The 15,324-nt window shown below is 46.4% G+C and carries 14 protein-coding genes and 1 pseudogene; 4 read left to right on the forward strand and 11 right to left on the reverse strand.

From position 1 onward, the window contains the following. From ET33_RS30735 to ET33_RS30755, 5 genes are all read right to left on the reverse strand, one after another. Positions 1-2,358, reverse strand: a complete 2,358-nt coding sequence (locus ET33_RS30735) for an ABC transporter permease (RefSeq protein ID WP_036691228.1) — start codon at positions 2,356-2,358, stop codon at positions 1-3. Then, entirely contained in the window at positions 2,355-3,239 is an 885-nt protein-coding gene (locus tag ET33_RS30740) for an ABC transporter ATP-binding protein (protein ID WP_036691230.1), read from the reverse strand. Before ET33_RS30740 ends, ET33_RS30735 begins: the two co-directional genes overlap by 4 nt. A 274-nt stretch (positions 3,240-3,513) precedes the next feature. Further along, positions 3,514-3,933 carry a GNAT family N-acetyltransferase gene (locus ET33_RS30745; protein WP_036691232.1) on the reverse strand — a complete coding sequence of 140 codons (420 nt, stop codon included), beginning with the start codon at positions 3,931-3,933 and terminating at the stop codon, positions 3,514-3,516. Positions 3,934-4,041: 108 nt separating this feature from the next. Next, a complete protein-coding gene (locus ET33_RS30750; RefSeq protein ID WP_036691234.1) occupies positions 4,042-4,800 on the reverse strand; it encodes a class I SAM-dependent methyltransferase in 759 nt (252 codons plus the stop codon). A gap of 330 nt (positions 4,801-5,130) precedes the next feature. Then, positions 5,131-6,072 (reverse strand): DMT family transporter, encoded by a 942-nt coding sequence (locus tag ET33_RS30755; protein WP_036691236.1) that lies wholly within the window; start codon positions 6,070-6,072, stop codon positions 5,131-5,133. A 184-nt stretch (positions 6,073-6,256) separates the two neighbouring features. Here ET33_RS30755 and ET33_RS30760 point away from each other — a divergent pair, with 184 nt between their 5' ends. After that, positions 6,257-7,693: an aminotransferase-like domain-containing protein gene (locus tag ET33_RS30760; RefSeq protein ID WP_036691238.1), complete on the forward strand. Its 1,437-nt coding sequence runs from the start codon at positions 6,257-6,259 to the stop codon at positions 7,691-7,693. Between the two features lie 312 nt (positions 7,694-8,005). Beyond that, positions 8,006-8,503, forward strand: coding sequence for a DinB family protein (locus ET33_RS30765; RefSeq protein ID WP_036691241.1), 498 nt, complete (start codon positions 8,006-8,008; stop codon positions 8,501-8,503). Between the two features lie 228 nt (positions 8,504-8,731). Here ET33_RS30765 and ET33_RS30770 read toward each other — a convergent pair whose 3' ends face one another. Both ET33_RS30770 and ET33_RS30775 read right to left on the reverse strand, forming a co-directional pair. Next, the gene (locus ET33_RS30770) at positions 8,732-9,061 is read right to left on the reverse strand and encodes an alpha/beta fold hydrolase (protein WP_036691243.1); all 330 of its coding nucleotides are present in this window, start codon (positions 9,059-9,061) and stop codon (positions 8,732-8,734) included. Positions 9,062-9,283: 222 nt separating this feature from the next. Then, the gene (locus ET33_RS30775) at positions 9,284-10,114 is read right to left on the reverse strand and encodes an arginase family protein (RefSeq protein WP_036691244.1); all 831 of its coding nucleotides are present in this window, start codon (positions 10,112-10,114) and stop codon (positions 9,284-9,286) included. A gap of 133 nt (positions 10,115-10,247) precedes the next feature. Between ET33_RS30775 and ET33_RS30780 the strand changes: the two genes are divergently transcribed. Next, entirely contained in the window at positions 10,248-10,589 is a 342-nt protein-coding gene (locus tag ET33_RS30780) for a winged helix-turn-helix transcriptional regulator (protein WP_036691246.1), read from the forward strand. Positions 10,590-10,691: 102 nt separating this feature from the next. Here the strand turns inward: ET33_RS30780 and ET33_RS30785 are convergent. Together ET33_RS30785 and ET33_RS30790 are read right to left on the reverse strand one after the other, a co-directional pair. After that, positions 10,692-11,342: pseudogene (locus tag ET33_RS30785) on the reverse strand (MBL fold metallo-hydrolase); the annotation flags it as partial. 90 nt (positions 11,343-11,432) lie between these two features. Next, a complete protein-coding gene (locus tag ET33_RS30790; protein WP_036691248.1) occupies positions 11,433-12,422 on the reverse strand; it encodes a quinone oxidoreductase family protein in 990 nt (329 codons plus the stop codon). A 205-nt stretch (positions 12,423-12,627) separates the two neighbouring features. Between ET33_RS30790 and ET33_RS30795 the strand changes: the two genes are divergently transcribed. Further along, positions 12,628-13,458 (forward strand): helix-turn-helix transcriptional regulator, encoded by an 831-nt coding sequence (locus ET33_RS30795; RefSeq protein ID WP_036691250.1) that lies wholly within the window; start codon positions 12,628-12,630, stop codon positions 13,456-13,458. A 55-nt stretch (positions 13,459-13,513) separates the two neighbouring features. Here ET33_RS30795 and ET33_RS30800 read toward each other — a convergent pair whose 3' ends face one another. Then, positions 13,514-15,016, reverse strand: coding sequence for a thiol-activated cytolysin family protein (locus ET33_RS30800; RefSeq protein WP_036691252.1), 1,503 nt, complete (start codon positions 15,014-15,016; stop codon positions 13,514-13,516). Positions 15,017-15,149: 133 nt separating this feature from the next. After that, positions 15,150-15,311 (reverse strand): FeoB-associated Cys-rich membrane protein, encoded by a 162-nt coding sequence (locus tag ET33_RS38045; RefSeq protein ID WP_081890582.1) that lies wholly within the window; start codon positions 15,309-15,311, stop codon positions 15,150-15,152. Positions 15,312-15,324: the final 13 nt, after the last annotated feature.

Consider the following 15,324-nt stretch of genomic DNA (forward strand, 5'->3'; position numbering starts at 1 on the left):
TTATGGGGACAAACGGTTTAAAAATACGATGAAATCCTTATCGACATCTTGTTCATTTCCTTCATAACGGCGTGCATACTCGTATATTTGCCGGATCGCCTCGGGAAAACGCGCTTTCCCGAACGCTTCATACACTTTGTTCATCGCCAAGTAAACCGGGTGCGGCGCACCGTTCCATTTATGCATGCTCGGGATAAACAAAGGTTCGCCCTGCGCGTTACCGTTATGCCTGATCGATTGCGATATCGCTTCCGTCATATATCCGGCCAGCTTAGATAAGGGGACGGACATGATGTTTGCATCAAGAACCGTTGCCCGCACAAGATCCTCGTCGAAATAAGACAAGCCGTTAAAGGTCATCGAAGCAGGATGGTTCGGGTAAGACAAATAGTAGAAGCCATTGCTATCGATCGGTTTAAGAAATTCACCTTTGATCGGTGGCGATCTGTATAGCAGCTGGTTGTTGAACGATTCGTTTTGCACCCGGCCCGGATAATCCGCGCGGATGAAATGGATGCGGCTCGGATAAAAAGCATCCGGATTGAGCATCTTCGCTATTTGCGAAAGCTCCGTATAATGTGCAAGCAGATTGCCGGCGATGCTCTTCGCCCGGGATGGAGGAATCTGATTCGATAAAACGATCGAAACCATCGCTTGGTGATTCGATTCCCTCCACTCGGTCAAATTCCCGCCAATGAGGTTGAAACCGCGAACGCCCGACGCATCGAATACGACACGCTGTCTCCCATCCGCCGCTTGGGAATTCTTCCTCTCCCCGTTTGCAATAAGATGCATCCGTCCGCCCGCTTCAACCTCCACATGAAAATCGGCAGGCAGCCGATAAGGCTCGCTTTCTCTAACGGCTTCATCCACAACGGGACTTGACAGTCTTTCGTCGAAGCGTACTTGCTCCAGTTCCGCCAGCCTGTCGGTCCCCGGGTAAGGGTACCATCCGTAATATCCCGGCAGGAACAGCTTATCCGAATCGACAAACACTCTTCGCTCCCAATGGGCATCAAGGGAATCGTCGATTCCTCCGGATCCTTGCGGATCATACCAATCGTTGATCGTACCCGCATATTCCATCGTTGTTTCCACCACCGTTCGAGGCTGAACGGGCCGAGCCGGGACAACCCATACGACATCCTCTCCGGGCTCCCACTCGAAGGCTGCCGGCATCCCTTCGACCTTTACTTCAAGGATTTGGAAATGATGCCTGAGCGACAGTGGAAAGCGGTCAATTGCCTCCTGGCCTCCATGCTGCAATTGGATCGCGCTCTGCACTTCCATGCGGTGCTTTTCCCCGATATTCACCTTCAAACCGTATTTGAGTGCCGTCAGCATGGCGTACTTCCGGCCCAGAAGGAGCATGTTCTTATGCTGCTGCGTTAGTGGATTCGCGTTCGGGTCCGCATCTTCACCTGCCAGAAACCGTTCGATAGCGATCCTGTTGATCTCCGTAGGATTTTCTTGGAGCAGCTTTCTGTAAAATGCGAAATTCTCCTTGGACGATTCGGTACGCTCCTTCCATATGGACGCATAGCCGAGGACGCTCATAACCATTGTGATGACGGCTGCGGCGGCAATCGGGTACAAGACGGTATTCCGACTTTTTTCCTTTCTGCCCCTCTTCGCGCTGTATACGATTCCTCCGAATAAGAGGACGATCAGCGCGGTATGGAACAAACGGAGAAGCCCGTATGCCGCAGCGTCCGTAAAGCCCCATAATTCCGAATAAAAGCCCAACCGGGTTAAGTCGGTTAATCCAATATCGGCCAAATAGGTCCACTGGGCCGGCATCCATTCGAGAAAAATAACATTGGCCAAAAACAAAACAGCCGCAACAATCGCCAAGCTATACAAATAAACGATGCGGTTGCGGGTCCAAGTGCCGATCCAATAACCTAGCAAGATCGTAAAGGTCGTCGGAATGACGAATGAGCCGAGCATAAATAATCCCGCTGACATCGAGGAAAACGTCATCCCCGCACGCAAAGCATGATAGGCGTAAAAGCACGCGGGCAGCAGGGCGAGCGCGCCCAGCGGAATGATCAAGGCGAGCAGTCTGGCCGTAATCAATTGTACGGAACGATAGGGCAAAGCGTCATGTATCGGACGAATCTTCACTGCGGTATCCCTTCGCGCCGCCGATACAGCCAAAAACGGTGCCATCATAAACATAAACGACATGAACTTGTATGAACTCGATAGGGTATACCACCCGATATCATCCGCATACGCGTTATTGATCAGGGAGATTGCGCAAGCCCCACCTGTTACGGCCAGCAGGATCAAGCCGAACCATCCCCGGAACATAAGTTTCCATTCGACGACGGCATATTTCCAAATCGTAATCATAGAAGCGGCACCTCCGGCTTCATGACATCCATATAAGCATCCTCCAATCCGCTTGTCGCCGGCTCCGCGCCTTCAAAAGGCTTGGCTCCGTCACCGGACAACACGCGTATTTCCCGACCGTAAGCCGTCTTCCGGGAGGAGAGTACGTTCAGGTACGGTTTGATGGCATCGAACCGGATCTCCTCGACCTTACCCGTCCATACCCGCCCCTTCACCCGTTCAAGCAGCTGCGCTTGCGTGCCTTGGTAGACGACTCGGCCCCCCTTCATCATGGCAAGCCGATCGCAGCTGCTGCCGATATCGGCTGCGAGATGGGTCGATAATATGACAATACGATCTTTGCCCATTTGATCGACCCACTTGCGAAAACGAATCCGCTCCTCCAGATCGAGTCCCGCCGTCGGTTCGTCGACGATAATCAGCTTCGGCGATCCGAGCATCGCTTGAGCTATTCCGATCCGCTGCTTCATGCCGCCGGAATAGCTCCCCATCCGCTTCTTCGCTTTATCGGTCATATTCACTTGTTCCAGCAGCGAAGCAACCTCCTCTTTCCGCTTGCGCAAATTCGTTATTCCTTTCATCAGCGCCACATAATCGAGATACTCGTAACCGGATAAGTTGCCGTATAAACCGAACTCCTGCGGCAAGTATCCGAGCACCGCCCGAATCGCCTGATTGTCCCGCCCCAGCTTGTAGTCGCCGATCTCCACGCTTCCTTCATTGGCTGGCAGCACGGTGGCGAGAATTTGCATGAGCGTCGTTTTCCCCGCCCCATTCGGACCGAGCAGCCCGAATATGCCCGTTTGTATCGTTAAGGTGACCCCGCTTATCGCATGCAAGGCGCCGTATGTTTTCCCCAAGTTGGTAATCCGAATTTGCACAGGCTCCCGCCCTCCTCCAAAAATAACCGACTTACTCGGTGTTCGTGCGCGTTGAGCATGCTTCAGCTAGTATAACGAGCATATGGCTAAAAAGATTTGGTATGGCAGCAATTTTTTTCGAAACATTTGATCGGTCTGTTTACTTGTAGCCGGGAAAAAATAAAAAAAACATCACCTTAGCCGGTGATGTGATAAGCTATTCATTAAATTGTCGGTCAACCATATATTTCTCATCGAGCCATGTTAGAACGGGGAACCCGCCGATAGCTCAGATTTATTCATATATCATGACCCAATATTTTTCTCCAGAATGACCTTCTTCAACGACTTTCTTCCAACCTTTATTCTCATAAAATGTCATCGCTTTTTGATTTTCAGATACACACTTCAATCTTAATGGTTTATTCATTTTTTCTACGGAGGCATCAAGCAGCAGACCGCCAACACCCTTGCCAAAGAAATCGGGATGAACAAATAAATTATGAATAAAGTTATCTGGCAAGTACAATGAAGCGAATCCGAGAATATGATTATCCTCCTCCGCTAAAATGATATACTCGTCCACAGTATGATTATCAAAATCTTCCAAAGTCATTTCTTCTATATCCGCCCAATGAAAATTTTTACGACGTGATTCCAAGTATATATTTCTTAATTCAGCGTAATCTGATTCATTTGCTACTCTAATCCTCACATTTTCACTCTCGCTTCCTTTACATTAATGAGTCGCCGACGTTTGTTAGCCGGGATTATTGCACAAAGGTCTCGGGATACAACTCCAAGACCCCATAAATGTGAACTATTATTTTCGTACAGCTTCGAAAGTAAATATCTGATTCCCGTTTGTCGGTTGCTTATCGTACACATAATCGGTGGAGCATACAATATCTGAGAATCCGATGTTTTCTAATACAAGCTTGAATTCCTCAATACCGTACCAGCGCAGTGCAAAACGCTGCAGCTCGGATTCAATGAGCTTTCCTTTGCGCCACTTTTCATATTTTAGGTAGGAAACCGTATAATGATGAAGCATGTTAAATTCTACAAGCTTATTTTCTACTGTAATGACATCTTCTGAAGGCAAAGTGAAGGTTGACGTAGAGATCTTTCCTTCCTCCATGCTTTCGGGCAAAATTAGGTCAATAATTACCCGTCCTCCAGGAACTAGATGCTCATAAAAACATTGCAGGGCGCTAATTGAGTCTTTACGATTCTCAATCAAACAGAAAGACCCGGTTGGAATAATGATGGCCTCGTATTTATGAGGCAACGAAAAATTTTGTAATTCTCCTTCATACAAAACCGGCTTTAGGTTTCGCTCTTCACAGCGTTTACGGCAAGAAGCCAACATTTCCGGGGAATAATCAATCCCGTCTACAATCAATCCTGCCTCGAGAAGCGGAATAAGCATGCGACCGGACCCTACGGCCGCTTCCAGAACTCGACCTTGGCAAGACTTCAGCCTATCGAGATAATACTCGATATCGCCACCGATCGAGTGCCCCACAGGTTTGTTAAGATCATAAACTTCCGTACACAGATTACTATAGTAGCTGAACATTTGTTTTTTCCTCCGTTTGATAATACACGGAAGATTTGTAATAAAGGGATAACCGATATTATACCTTCCATGTCTCTGATATAGTGGTTAGTTGGAAAGAGCAGACTGTCATTAAAATCGCCTACTTTCATTGGAATTAACATGGATACTACCATAGAAAACTAAAGTATGCAACTTAATACATTAGACGTCTGTGTCCTATTCACGGCAGCCCTGATTAAAGTGGATGGGATGCATTACATCAAGTATTTTCCCGTCATCGACTGCTCTGCATGGATGATCTGCTCCGGTGTGCCCGCGAACACCACCTCCGATAATGTTCAAGAATGGTTATTTTGCATATTCACCTGCTTTTTTCCTCTGTCTCTGAACCAAATTATTCATCACCAGCGCGATGATCACGATGAGGATTCCTGCCAACTGCAACCTACCGACTTCAACGCCCTGGAAGGCACTGATCGTGACTGTCGTAACAGGAACGATGTTCATAAATAGCATGCCGTTCTCCGGCTTCAAAATTTTATTACCGACGTTCCATGTGAACACGGCAAGTACGCCTGCGATCAGGATCATATACAGCAGTTCCGCCCCTGCGCTTCCGATCCTCTCCGCGCTTGGCATCGTCAAGGCTCCGAAAACCGTTGCCGACAGCACGATTAAAATATTCATCAAGGATCCGAAGCATGTTGTCAAAGCGGTGTAGCGAAGCGGCGACCAGCCTGCAAATTGACTGCCACCCATCGTATAAACGACCCAGCATAGAGCACCGAGCATAATCAGCAGACTGGCGCCAATGTGCTCTTTAGTTTGAACGATTAGGGAGGGATCTCCATTCGTTATGACTAGCAGTGCGCCTGAAAGCGCAATGAAAATTGAAATAAAAGTAGACAGCTTGGGTTTACTTTTATTCATAGCCCAATTTACGCACGTCGTCATTAGTGGCATTAACGCCATGATAACGGAGGCAATGATTGCACCTGACGGTCCGCTGAGCTGTTGTCCGACAAAGGTAAGAAAGCCGAATCCCGAAAACCCTGCAGCGCCAAAAAATAATAACTTCCACGATTTCCCCTCCACTCGGAGAACGTTCTTCCCTTCGGAAACGATCAGCATTCCCAGAAGAATGAGGCCAGCCCATATGTAGCGAATCGTTGTGAAATAGAACGGATCGAGAATCTTCAAAGCAACTTGCATGACGGGAAACATGCCTCCCCACGCCAGCACAGGAATCAAACAATAGGTGATACCCGTTAGTAAAGTGTTTCTGTTCATACTCAAAACCTTCTTTCTTGTGCTACGCGGATTTTCCTTGATCTGAACCTCCTTTTTTCCCATCATAAACGAAGGTGAATAGAACAGATCGAATGGACTAGAACAGAAGGAGGGAGTTTCCTGTATAATAGAGACACACGCGCAAGTGCGTATTTGCGGGTTAATGAGCCTGGGGGCAAAACATATGAAAAAAACAGTTCTTTCAACCGGATATGCAGGCAAACTGTTTGAACAAATCTATGACTATATTCTGGATCGGATCCTTCGCGGAGAATGGAAGCCGCATGATAAGCTTCCCTCCATCCGCTTGCTGGCGATGGAATTCAATGTGCATCGACTGACGGTCTATAAAGCCTATCAGCTACTGAAGGAGAATCGGATCGTTGAAGCGAAGGACAAATCCGGCTATTATGTGAGACCGGACAGCAGTCTTCCTGTAGATTCGCTGAATGATCCGATCATTTCCGCTTACGTGCATGAAAGCCATCTTTCTGAAATCCATCAAGTGCAAGCCGAATATGTACTATCAAAATCGCTGCTCGACCCGAACCTGCTCCCCAATCTTTATTTTTCGGAATATGTGAAGCAAGTGTTCGATTTGTATCCCAAAATGCTCGGCACCTACTTTACCGTGCAAGGAGACCAGGAGCTACGGGATGCGTTGTGCCGTCACTTTACCGATTGTCACCGGTTTCACTTGTCTGCAGACGAATTGTTGATCACTTGCGGATCGCAGGAGGCCATGGATTTGGTGGCCAGAGCACTGGTCAAGCCGAGAGATGCCGTTATGTTGGAGCGTCCTACCTACAGCACGGCGATTGATATTTTCAGAAGACAAGGCGCAGCTATCGTTCCAGTCGAGATCCACCCATACGGCTACGATCTGGAGCAGGTGGAGAAGCTGATGCAAGCCTACAAGCCGCGGCTGTTTTATCTAAATCCCACCTTTCAAAGTCCAACAGGCTATATCGTACCCGCCGAACAAAGGAAAAGGCTCGTTGAGCTTGCCGAGCGGTATCAATGTCTGCTACTAGAGGATGATCCTTACCGTGACATTTATTTTGGCGAAGAGCCGCCACTGCCTCTTTTTGCTTACGATACGGGAGGATGGGTCATTTATCTTCGCAGCTTCAGCAAATATATCGCTCCCGGCCTCGGCATCGCCGTCGTTGCGTGCCGCCCTTCCATCATGAACTACCTGATAAAAGCCAAATTGTTGTCGGACAGCGGGACGCCTTTGGTGAATCAGAAAATTTTTCTGCATTATTTTTTCTCCGAGCGGCTGCAGCAGCATATGGAGAAGCTTCGCATTGCACTTGCGGTCCGAAAGGATATCGTAGAACAGGAATTGTCCGCTACCGACTGGCAGTGGAACTCCCCTGCAGGCGGATTCAACTTATGGGTGAAGCTGCCGGAAACGGTGGAGATGGAACGTTTACTCAGTACATGCATCAAGCAATCAATTACCTTTGTGCCCGGAGCGATTTGCGATCCGCTCAAGGAGTACAAATCATGGATACGCCTCAGCTATTCCTATCTGAATGAGCAGCTATTGAGAAAAGGCATCCTGAGGCTTGTCGAATTGGTAGACGGGTGCAGCGGTTTATCTAAGAAAAAATAACAATTTTCACCTTGAATTCCTACCATGTACGCTAATAAAGCACCTTACAGTGGACAATCGCCTTGAAATTCTAGACCCAAACAAACCGACTGTATAAGGAAGCAGGCAAAACGTGGAGTGTCCTGGAGGTCTCGGCCAGCCACTGCCGGAGCCGGCGGCGTTTACGGGGATGGCGGAGCCCGCGAATACGGAGGATGGACGTATGTTTGCCCCGCATGTTGCACCGTCATCCGATGCCGAACGACCGAGACAACCCTTTCCACTCGACCGGGTTTATAGTATGCTAGCCATATAAGGGAGGAGATGGAATCTATGGTGAAACAACTGATCGTCGGGGACGCCATGCATGAGCTGGCCACTACGCGCCGCATCCTGGAGCGCTTGCCTGAGGAGCATATGACGTGGAAGCCGCACGTGAAATCGATGACGTTGGGCGGGCTGGCCACGCACCTGATCAACCTGCTGAACTGGCAAGTCGCGATTTTTCTTTACCCGGAATTCGATCTTTCGACCGTGCCGCTTCGGAGGGAACCTCTGGAAAGACGCGAAGACGTGCTGGAGGAATTCGACGCGAACGTCGTCAAGCTTGAAAAGCTGTTAGCCGAATGCGACGAGAAAATGCTCGGCGAGGAATGGACCTTGCGGAACGGCGACCATATCATCCTGCGCCAACCGCGGGCGATGGCGCTTCGCACCTTCGGATTAAGCCACATGGTCCACCACCGGGCGCAGCTCGGGGTTTATTTGCGGCTTCTCGATATTCCGGTGCCGGGCCTCTACGGTCCCTCGGCCGACGAGGAAGGCAAATGAACTAAGACGCCCCGAAAAGTCGCAGGGCATCGGCTTGACGCCGGTACTCTGCGGCTGTTTTTTCGGGATCTAGGACTGGACGACAAATTGCATGTGGAGGAGTGTATTTGCCTGAAACATTAGTGTCAATTGATGCAGCTGTCGCCCGTTTTGAACAATTCGGTGTTCAAATTTCCAGTGCTAGCGATATTTCGCGTAAAACGTCAGCGACTTTTTTCGGATTAGTCATCATCGGCCAATGCCCACCGCCTTCAATTTCGTGAATTGGCCATCCAGCATTTCTTGCTCGTAACATCGCTTGATGAAATATGGAAGTAAATGGCCACTCTGCAGGGTGGTCCGAACGACGTTCTCTAGATCCTCATACTCCAGTACTCCTAGAATGTCGTCTACATGTGTATGAAATCCGATTGCTGGATGAGATAAATGTTTACGCTCTCCAAGACCGGTCAAAGTCGGAGTATAGACATCGTGTCCATAAGAACGCAACAACTTTGCCACCTCCTTCCACTGAAATCCTCCACCCCAAGATCCGTGAACGAATACGAAAGTTGCCATGAATGAACGCCCTCCTAAGTAATGTAAATATAAATAAGAAGCATTCTCAATTTTAAAGAAAAAAATAAAAAAAACTATCCCGCAAATATGGGATTTAGATGATGGAATATCATGTCCGAGCGATGCGTTGCACTTGCTGCCACATTAAAAAACACCCACTGTACGTGAGTGTATTTTAATGATTAAGCAATTCATTGTTCTATTATAATTCCGTTAATGACCTTAATTATTTAAAATAGGTATTTCTCCAAGCAGATTCTTCAAGTGAATCGAATCCCACGGCAAATGCTCCGTTATACCTAATCCAACTACATCTGTTTCTTCAGATAATTGTTTAATCAGATGAAGTAGTTGAGGCATTTGCATGGTTCCCGCAGCAGAAAAATTATAAGGTGCTTCAGGATTGGCGAATAATAAAGAACGGAATACCTTTGGGTCAAGAACATCTAAATCAAGGTGAATAGCCAGGTGCTTAATGCCACTTTCTTTAATCCACTCTTTTAAAGATTCCGTACTGTTCATTAACTCTTTCGTTCCAGCTGTTTTAATACCTAGTCTTTGAATGATTTCTGAATCTTGTTCTGTAGGAGCTTCTAATCCCGCCATAAAGATATTTTCAGGCTTTAGAGGGATTTTCACATGTTTTGCGAACTCTTCATCTCCTTCTCCCAAAAGATTCCCAAGAGGTAATGTATGTCCGTAGTCATACCCAACAATCCTAACCAAATCACTGTGAGCATCGATCCAAATTAAACCTAATTCCCCGCCGTATCGTTCGTTTAAATAGGCAAATGGGGCTTGCTCGACTAAGCAGTCACCACCAAACATTACAATGCGATCTGGCTTATGAGCATGAATGATATGCTGAGCAGCCTCTAATTGTTCAAGCAGCTGTTTTCTCCCATTCATACCGTTCTCATTTTCAAGTGGAGTTCCATCATAAGCTTGAACTGGAACTTTAATAAGGAGTTGATCGTTGTCCGGAGCCAGCCAAGCAAGCAGTTCGGCTCCAAAAGAATAGTTAGGGTTGTTTCCCCCTTGCCATTGCGGCATTAAAAGACGTATCGTTTTTTTAATCGTTTTTTTCTCTCCTTTACTTCAAAGTAAGGCTAGTATAAACTGAGCACAAATAAAAAAGTAGTACGCACTTTATTGATAGGTACTACCCGAAAGGATAGTGGTAAACATGAGTATGGCTGAATATAAAGGTAAAGTTAAACATATTCAAGATACGCCTTTTGGTTATACAATTTCAGTGATTGGCGGTAAATGGAAAATGGTTATTATTTACCTCCTGGCAGAAAACCAACCGGTTCGCTTTAATGATCTGAAAAGACAAATAGGAACCATTACTTTTAAAACATTGAGTTCACAACTAAAAGAACTCGAAGCGGATGGTCTCGTGAAACGGAAAGAGTATCCGCAAGTTCCCCCTAAAGTCGAGTACAGTCTCACACATAAAGCGGAAACTCTATTACCCGTTTTGGAAGAGTTATGTGAGTGGGGAGTAAAAAACCAAAATAATTAAATCCGGTTTTCTGATGGTCCGTTAACGTGAAAACGGCAGCCGATCGTTCTGGCCGGCTGCCGTCATGTCTTGATTCAGCTCCGTAAGAGCGGAAGAACGGCTAAGTTCTAATATTTGTTCTTTAACATTTACATTACTTAATCCCCCGTGATAACATACAGCGGATGCAATGTCGAGGTCTAAATACTTTTGCAATGATAGACGAGCTACGTTCAAATCCGGAGTCGTCGGGACATGAATTCCCCTGAGAATACCGTCTACACTATACATGGAATCCCCAGCGACGAGAGTCTTACTTTTACTTAAATAAAGGCTGATATGACCGGGAGTATGTCCAGGAGTATGGATGACTCGAATCCCGCCGCAAAATGGCAGTTCCTGACCGTCAATTAAGGTATAGTCCACTTTGCCTTTCGGCGGATTCTCCAGGTGACCGTCTTTTAAAAGAGGAATCTCCCCCTGAATATACGGCTTATCCAGCTCGTGTGCATATACTTTCACATGATTGTTACTCTCCTGCAAAATCTCAGGAAGACTGCCTATATGATCCACATCCTGATGCGTCAAAATAACAATTTTCAGTCTGTCGAACGAGACTCCCGCCTTTTCAATGACAGCGCGTAAATCTTTAAATTGGCCTGGGAAACCTGTGTCAATTAAAATTGCTATTTCTTGATCCCACAGAAGAATTGGGTGAAACATAGTCCCATGAAAATCTAGATGAAGCATTTCTACTCCTGTTGCAATCTCCATAATACACCTCCGTAAAAATATATTTTTACGTAAAATAATTTTAATGTTTGTATTTGGCGATTGTCAATATTTTTCTTCGCGATTGTTCAATTACATTTGGAGTAACAATTTTCCTATAGTATTCCCAGCCTCTAACAGAGCGTGCGCTTCTGAAGCTTTTTCCAACGGGTAGATACCGGAAATTTCCGTGTGAATCCCGTGTTTGGCGATTAGTTGCAAGCTTTCTCTCGCTACCTTACCGACTTCATTAGGTGCAAACCGGCTGTATTCCCCCAGCGCAAAGCCTGCTACGGTTTTATTACGAATCCATAACTCATTGGAAGATTGCGCTACATCTGCTTGACCGCTTGCATTTCCCACAATGACTAACTGACCGAACGGACGAAGTACCTCCAGGCTCTGTTTACGCATTTCCCCGCCAACCGGATCAAAAACAGCGTGAACGCCCTGCTGCTTCGTTACTTGCTGGATTTGGTTGACGAAATCGGACCTGACAAATAACTCATCATAACCAAATTTTTCTGCATGCCGGATCTTATCCGGATGACCTACCGTTCCAAATACGCTCCCCGCCCCTAGCCATTTGGCGACTTGACCCAAATAACTGCCAAGCCCGCCAACCGCTCCATGGATAAGCACCTGATCGCCGGGTTGAACTTTGGCTACTTGTTTGCAGGCTATATAAGCGGTTGCTAAATTCACAAGTAGCGCGGCTGCCGTAGCCATATCCATTTCTGCTCCTGCCTGATCCAGCGGAATCGTAAATTCGGGCCTAGACTGCACGATTGAAGCGTAGCCGCCAAAAGTCGACAACGTCATAGCCGCCACCGGCTGACCGACATAAAATCCCTCAACACCCTCGCCGATTTCACGTACATACCCTGAGACCTCCAAACCGGGAATTATAGGAAAAGGTACGATTGGACCAAAATCCCCCCGGCGCAGCAGCACATCCACATATCCAACGCCGGCATAGGCAACATCAATCGTAATCATGCCAGGCATCGGTTTTATATCGGGGTACTCCTGTACGCGTAAAGTTTCTAAACCACCGGCTTGTTGAAGAATAATAGATTTCATGAAAATGACCTCCTTGATCGGTATGTTTTCATTGTAACTAGCTTTCGCAGAGGCAAACAGTTTTTGCTGTTACTGGTATTGCTACTACCAGGGAGATAAGCGTTCATCTTCTTTGTGGCATTCGGAACGCGATAAGAGTAAACTTGAGCTATGAATCCAGGCTGCGGGGTTTTCGATCCCAACTGGAAAAGGAGTTGATCAAGCGTTGTCTGGCGAAAAAAATATGAAAACACTAGGGAATTTCCTAAAGGCCAAGCGAGCTGAAGTTTCCCCCCGGGACCTGAATATAGCTGTCGGTAGCGGACTTAGAAGAACAACCGGCCTTCGCCGGGAAGAAGTCGCCTATTTGGCCGGCGTCAGCATCACTTGGTATACCTGGCTAGAGCAAGGAAGAGAAATCAACGTCTCCAAAGGAGTGCTTGCCAGCATAGGAAGTGTACTCCGGTTGAACGAGGATGAAATGGTTCACTTACTCACTTTGGGTGGTTTTTCGAGCTCTCCCGTTCCCCTTCCTGAGGAGCAATTGCTAACTGCAGAGCTGGAAGCAGTGATTCATTCATCGCGATTTCCTGCCTTTGTGGTCGATGCCAAAATGAACGTGCTGCTTCATAATGCAATAGGCAATCTAATTTACCCTTTGGAATCAGCGACGAATGGGAAAAATATATTATGGCTCATTTTCATGAATGACGAGCTTAAGCAGAGAGTGACTAACTGGGAAGACGCAGCCAAGTACGCAGTAGGTGTATTTCGAGGTAATCATGATTTGCATATGCACGATCCGTGGTTCGGCCAGTTCAGGGACGAGCTGATTGCCAAAAGTGCACACTTTAAGCAGTGGTGGAACGATTATCATGTCCAACAAAAAGCGGAAATGATTTTTGAATTTTATCATCAACCGATTGAGGCGACGATTCGCTACAGGCTCGTATCTTTTTTTCGGGTTAACGGCAGAGACGATACTCATTATTGCAACTATGTGCCCCTTCGGGACGATATGGAGAAGTACGAAGTATTGTTAGGCTCTGTCCAGTAATTTGGGGCCCAAAAAGAAAATCTCCCCAAAGGAATGGGAAGATTTTCAGAAATGACTAGTGACTAATGGACGCTGTCGGGTATAATGTTGTTCCTCCAATCGAAACTTTGATATTGCTGGATAACGGAACGTTCGTTTCGTCTATAATGGTTCTCCACCAGTCCCAGGCAAGACCTGTACATTCTTTTGCGAAAATTTTGATGTTCTTGGAATTAGGCGGAAGCGGAATCTCTGTCGAGAAATGCGCTGTCTTATCTCGACCGCTGCCTTCCCAAGTTTTATGAGTAACGAGTTCTTGGCCATTGGCATCAAATGTAAATTCGTCCCAAGACACTTCAAACTGAGCTACATAGGCGCCTCGATGATTAAGCGTTATTTTACCTTTAGTGAATTCTGTCGTTTTCGTCTCGATATATTCCGTGTTGTTGCGAACAGCAGCAACTGAATTATCTTTCAAAAAGACACTTGTATAAGAAATGGGGTAAGCTGGATTCTTAATACTAAATTGTGCATTGTCCTTAATTATATTTTGGATGACATTGAAGTCTTTCGTGACGATCTGGTTATGCGTCTGTGCATCGCCGCCTAATACTACAGCAGTAAACGAACTGTTTTCATAAATATCTTTGTACTGTCCGCTAGCTTGGATGCCGGCATTCTGGAGCAATGCTTTAAATGCAGCTTGCACATCACTGCTCTTCGAGGTGGTCTCCAATTTCACGTAAATGGTTCTGCCATAAGCTACGTTGGATACCATAAGAGGCGGAGCCTCTTTGCTTACCCCTTTACGGAGCAATTCGGCAAACGTCACACTTTTATCAAAAAGGTCCGATGGATTGTTAGGAAGAGCTGCACTTACGGTATAAAAGATTTGCTTATAAGCAGCGACCATCACTTTTTTCTCGCCGCTTGCGACCGCATTAAAATCGATTCCGAGCGTATTGTTAAGCACTTGCGCGTTCACATTAAGCGCGCTGGAAATTTGATTCTTGCTATAAACCATAGATTCTGCATACTGTAACCTTGCAGGCAATGTATAAGTGCCCGAATACTTCTCAACCCAAGTCGACACGAACTGATCGACGGCGCCAGAAACGCTGCTGTAAGTTGGATTTTGAACCGTAATTGTATTTTCACTCTTCAACCCAGGCAAATCAATACTGATATTCAAAGGTTTTCTTGGGCTCATAATCAGGTCAGGCTGATTATCCGAAAAAGCCCGATTTGCAAGCTGAATTGCGCCTGGATAAGTGCGATTCGTCATCGAATCAATAATGGATATATCTACTGGCGAGGTTGCGAGTGATTTTTTCTCACGTTCGACCACAATAAATTTACCATTGGATTGGAGACCTTCTTTGGGCATAAAACTACTGATTTGATCGCCTTTTACAGCTAACACTTCATTACGATCATAATTTAGGCTTGCGATCCCGGTATCAATATCATTCAGTTCGTTTGTTGCAGCGAAGGAAATGCTTGAATAAGTAAACACATTTAAACTAACGAACAGACTTACGAGCACTTTTGTTGCTTTAACCTGTTTTGAAATCTTCATAGAGGTCCCCTCCTTTTTTCTGTAAAATAATAGCACTTATATGAACTATATCGGTATTTTGGTATAAAATTATTAGAAAACAAAAAATCCGCGATATACGCGGATCCGATACACTAATAAGGTTGATCTTTGGCTAAAGAGTTCGATGCTCCGTTGCATCAGAACATCCAGATAAGCACGTCTTGTTCAACGAGCACGCCGCACATTTTCCTTGACGCGTCTTCCGTACGTAACGGACAAGCGACCAAGCCGCATACCCGAAAATAACGACCCCGGCAATGACACTGAACACCATATGCGTTCCTCCT

The organism is Paenibacillus tyrphae, from assembly GCF_000722545.1.
GTDB classification, from domain to species: Bacteria; Bacillota; Bacilli; order Paenibacillales; family NBRC-103111; genus Paenibacillus_G; species Paenibacillus_G tyrfis.

Excerpts from the sequence above, each read along its gene's own strand:
- ET33_RS30735 (WP_036691228.1), bottom strand. The coding sequence starts at position 2,358 with ATGATTACGATTTGGAAATATGCCGTCGTCGAATGGAAACTTATGTTC.
- ET33_RS30750 (WP_036691234.1), bottom strand. The coding sequence starts at position 4,800 with ATGTTCAGCTACTATAGTAATCTGTGTACGGAAGTTTATGATCTTAAC.
- ET33_RS30755 (WP_036691236.1), bottom strand. The coding sequence starts at position 6,072 with ATGAACAGAAACACTTTACTAACGGGTATCACCTATTGTTTGATTCCT.
- ET33_RS30760 (WP_036691238.1), top strand. The coding sequence starts at position 6,257 with ATGAAAAAAACAGTTCTTTCAACCGGATATGCAGGCAAACTGTTTGAA.
- ET33_RS30765 (WP_036691241.1), top strand. The coding sequence starts at position 8,006 with ATGGTGAAACAACTGATCGTCGGGGACGCCATGCATGAGCTGGCCACT.
- ET33_RS30770 (WP_036691243.1), bottom strand. The coding sequence starts at position 9,061 with ATGGCAACTTTCGTATTCGTTCACGGATCTTGGGGTGGAGGATTTCAG.
- ET33_RS30775 (WP_036691244.1), bottom strand. The coding sequence starts at position 10,114 with ATGCCGCAATGGCAAGGGGGAAACAACCCTAACTATTCTTTTGGAGCC.
- ET33_RS30780 (WP_036691246.1), top strand. The coding sequence starts at position 10,248 with ATGAGTATGGCTGAATATAAAGGTAAAGTTAAACATATTCAAGATACG.
- ET33_RS30790 (WP_036691248.1), bottom strand. The coding sequence starts at position 12,422 with ATGAAATCTATTATTCTTCAACAAGCCGGTGGTTTAGAAACTTTACGC.
- ET33_RS30800 (WP_036691252.1), bottom strand. The coding sequence starts at position 15,016 with ATGAAGATTTCAAAACAGGTTAAAGCAACAAAAGTGCTCGTAAGTCTG.
- ET33_RS38045 (WP_081890582.1), bottom strand. The coding sequence starts at position 15,311 with ATGGTGTTCAGTGTCATTGCCGGGGTCGTTATTTTCGGGTATGCGGCT.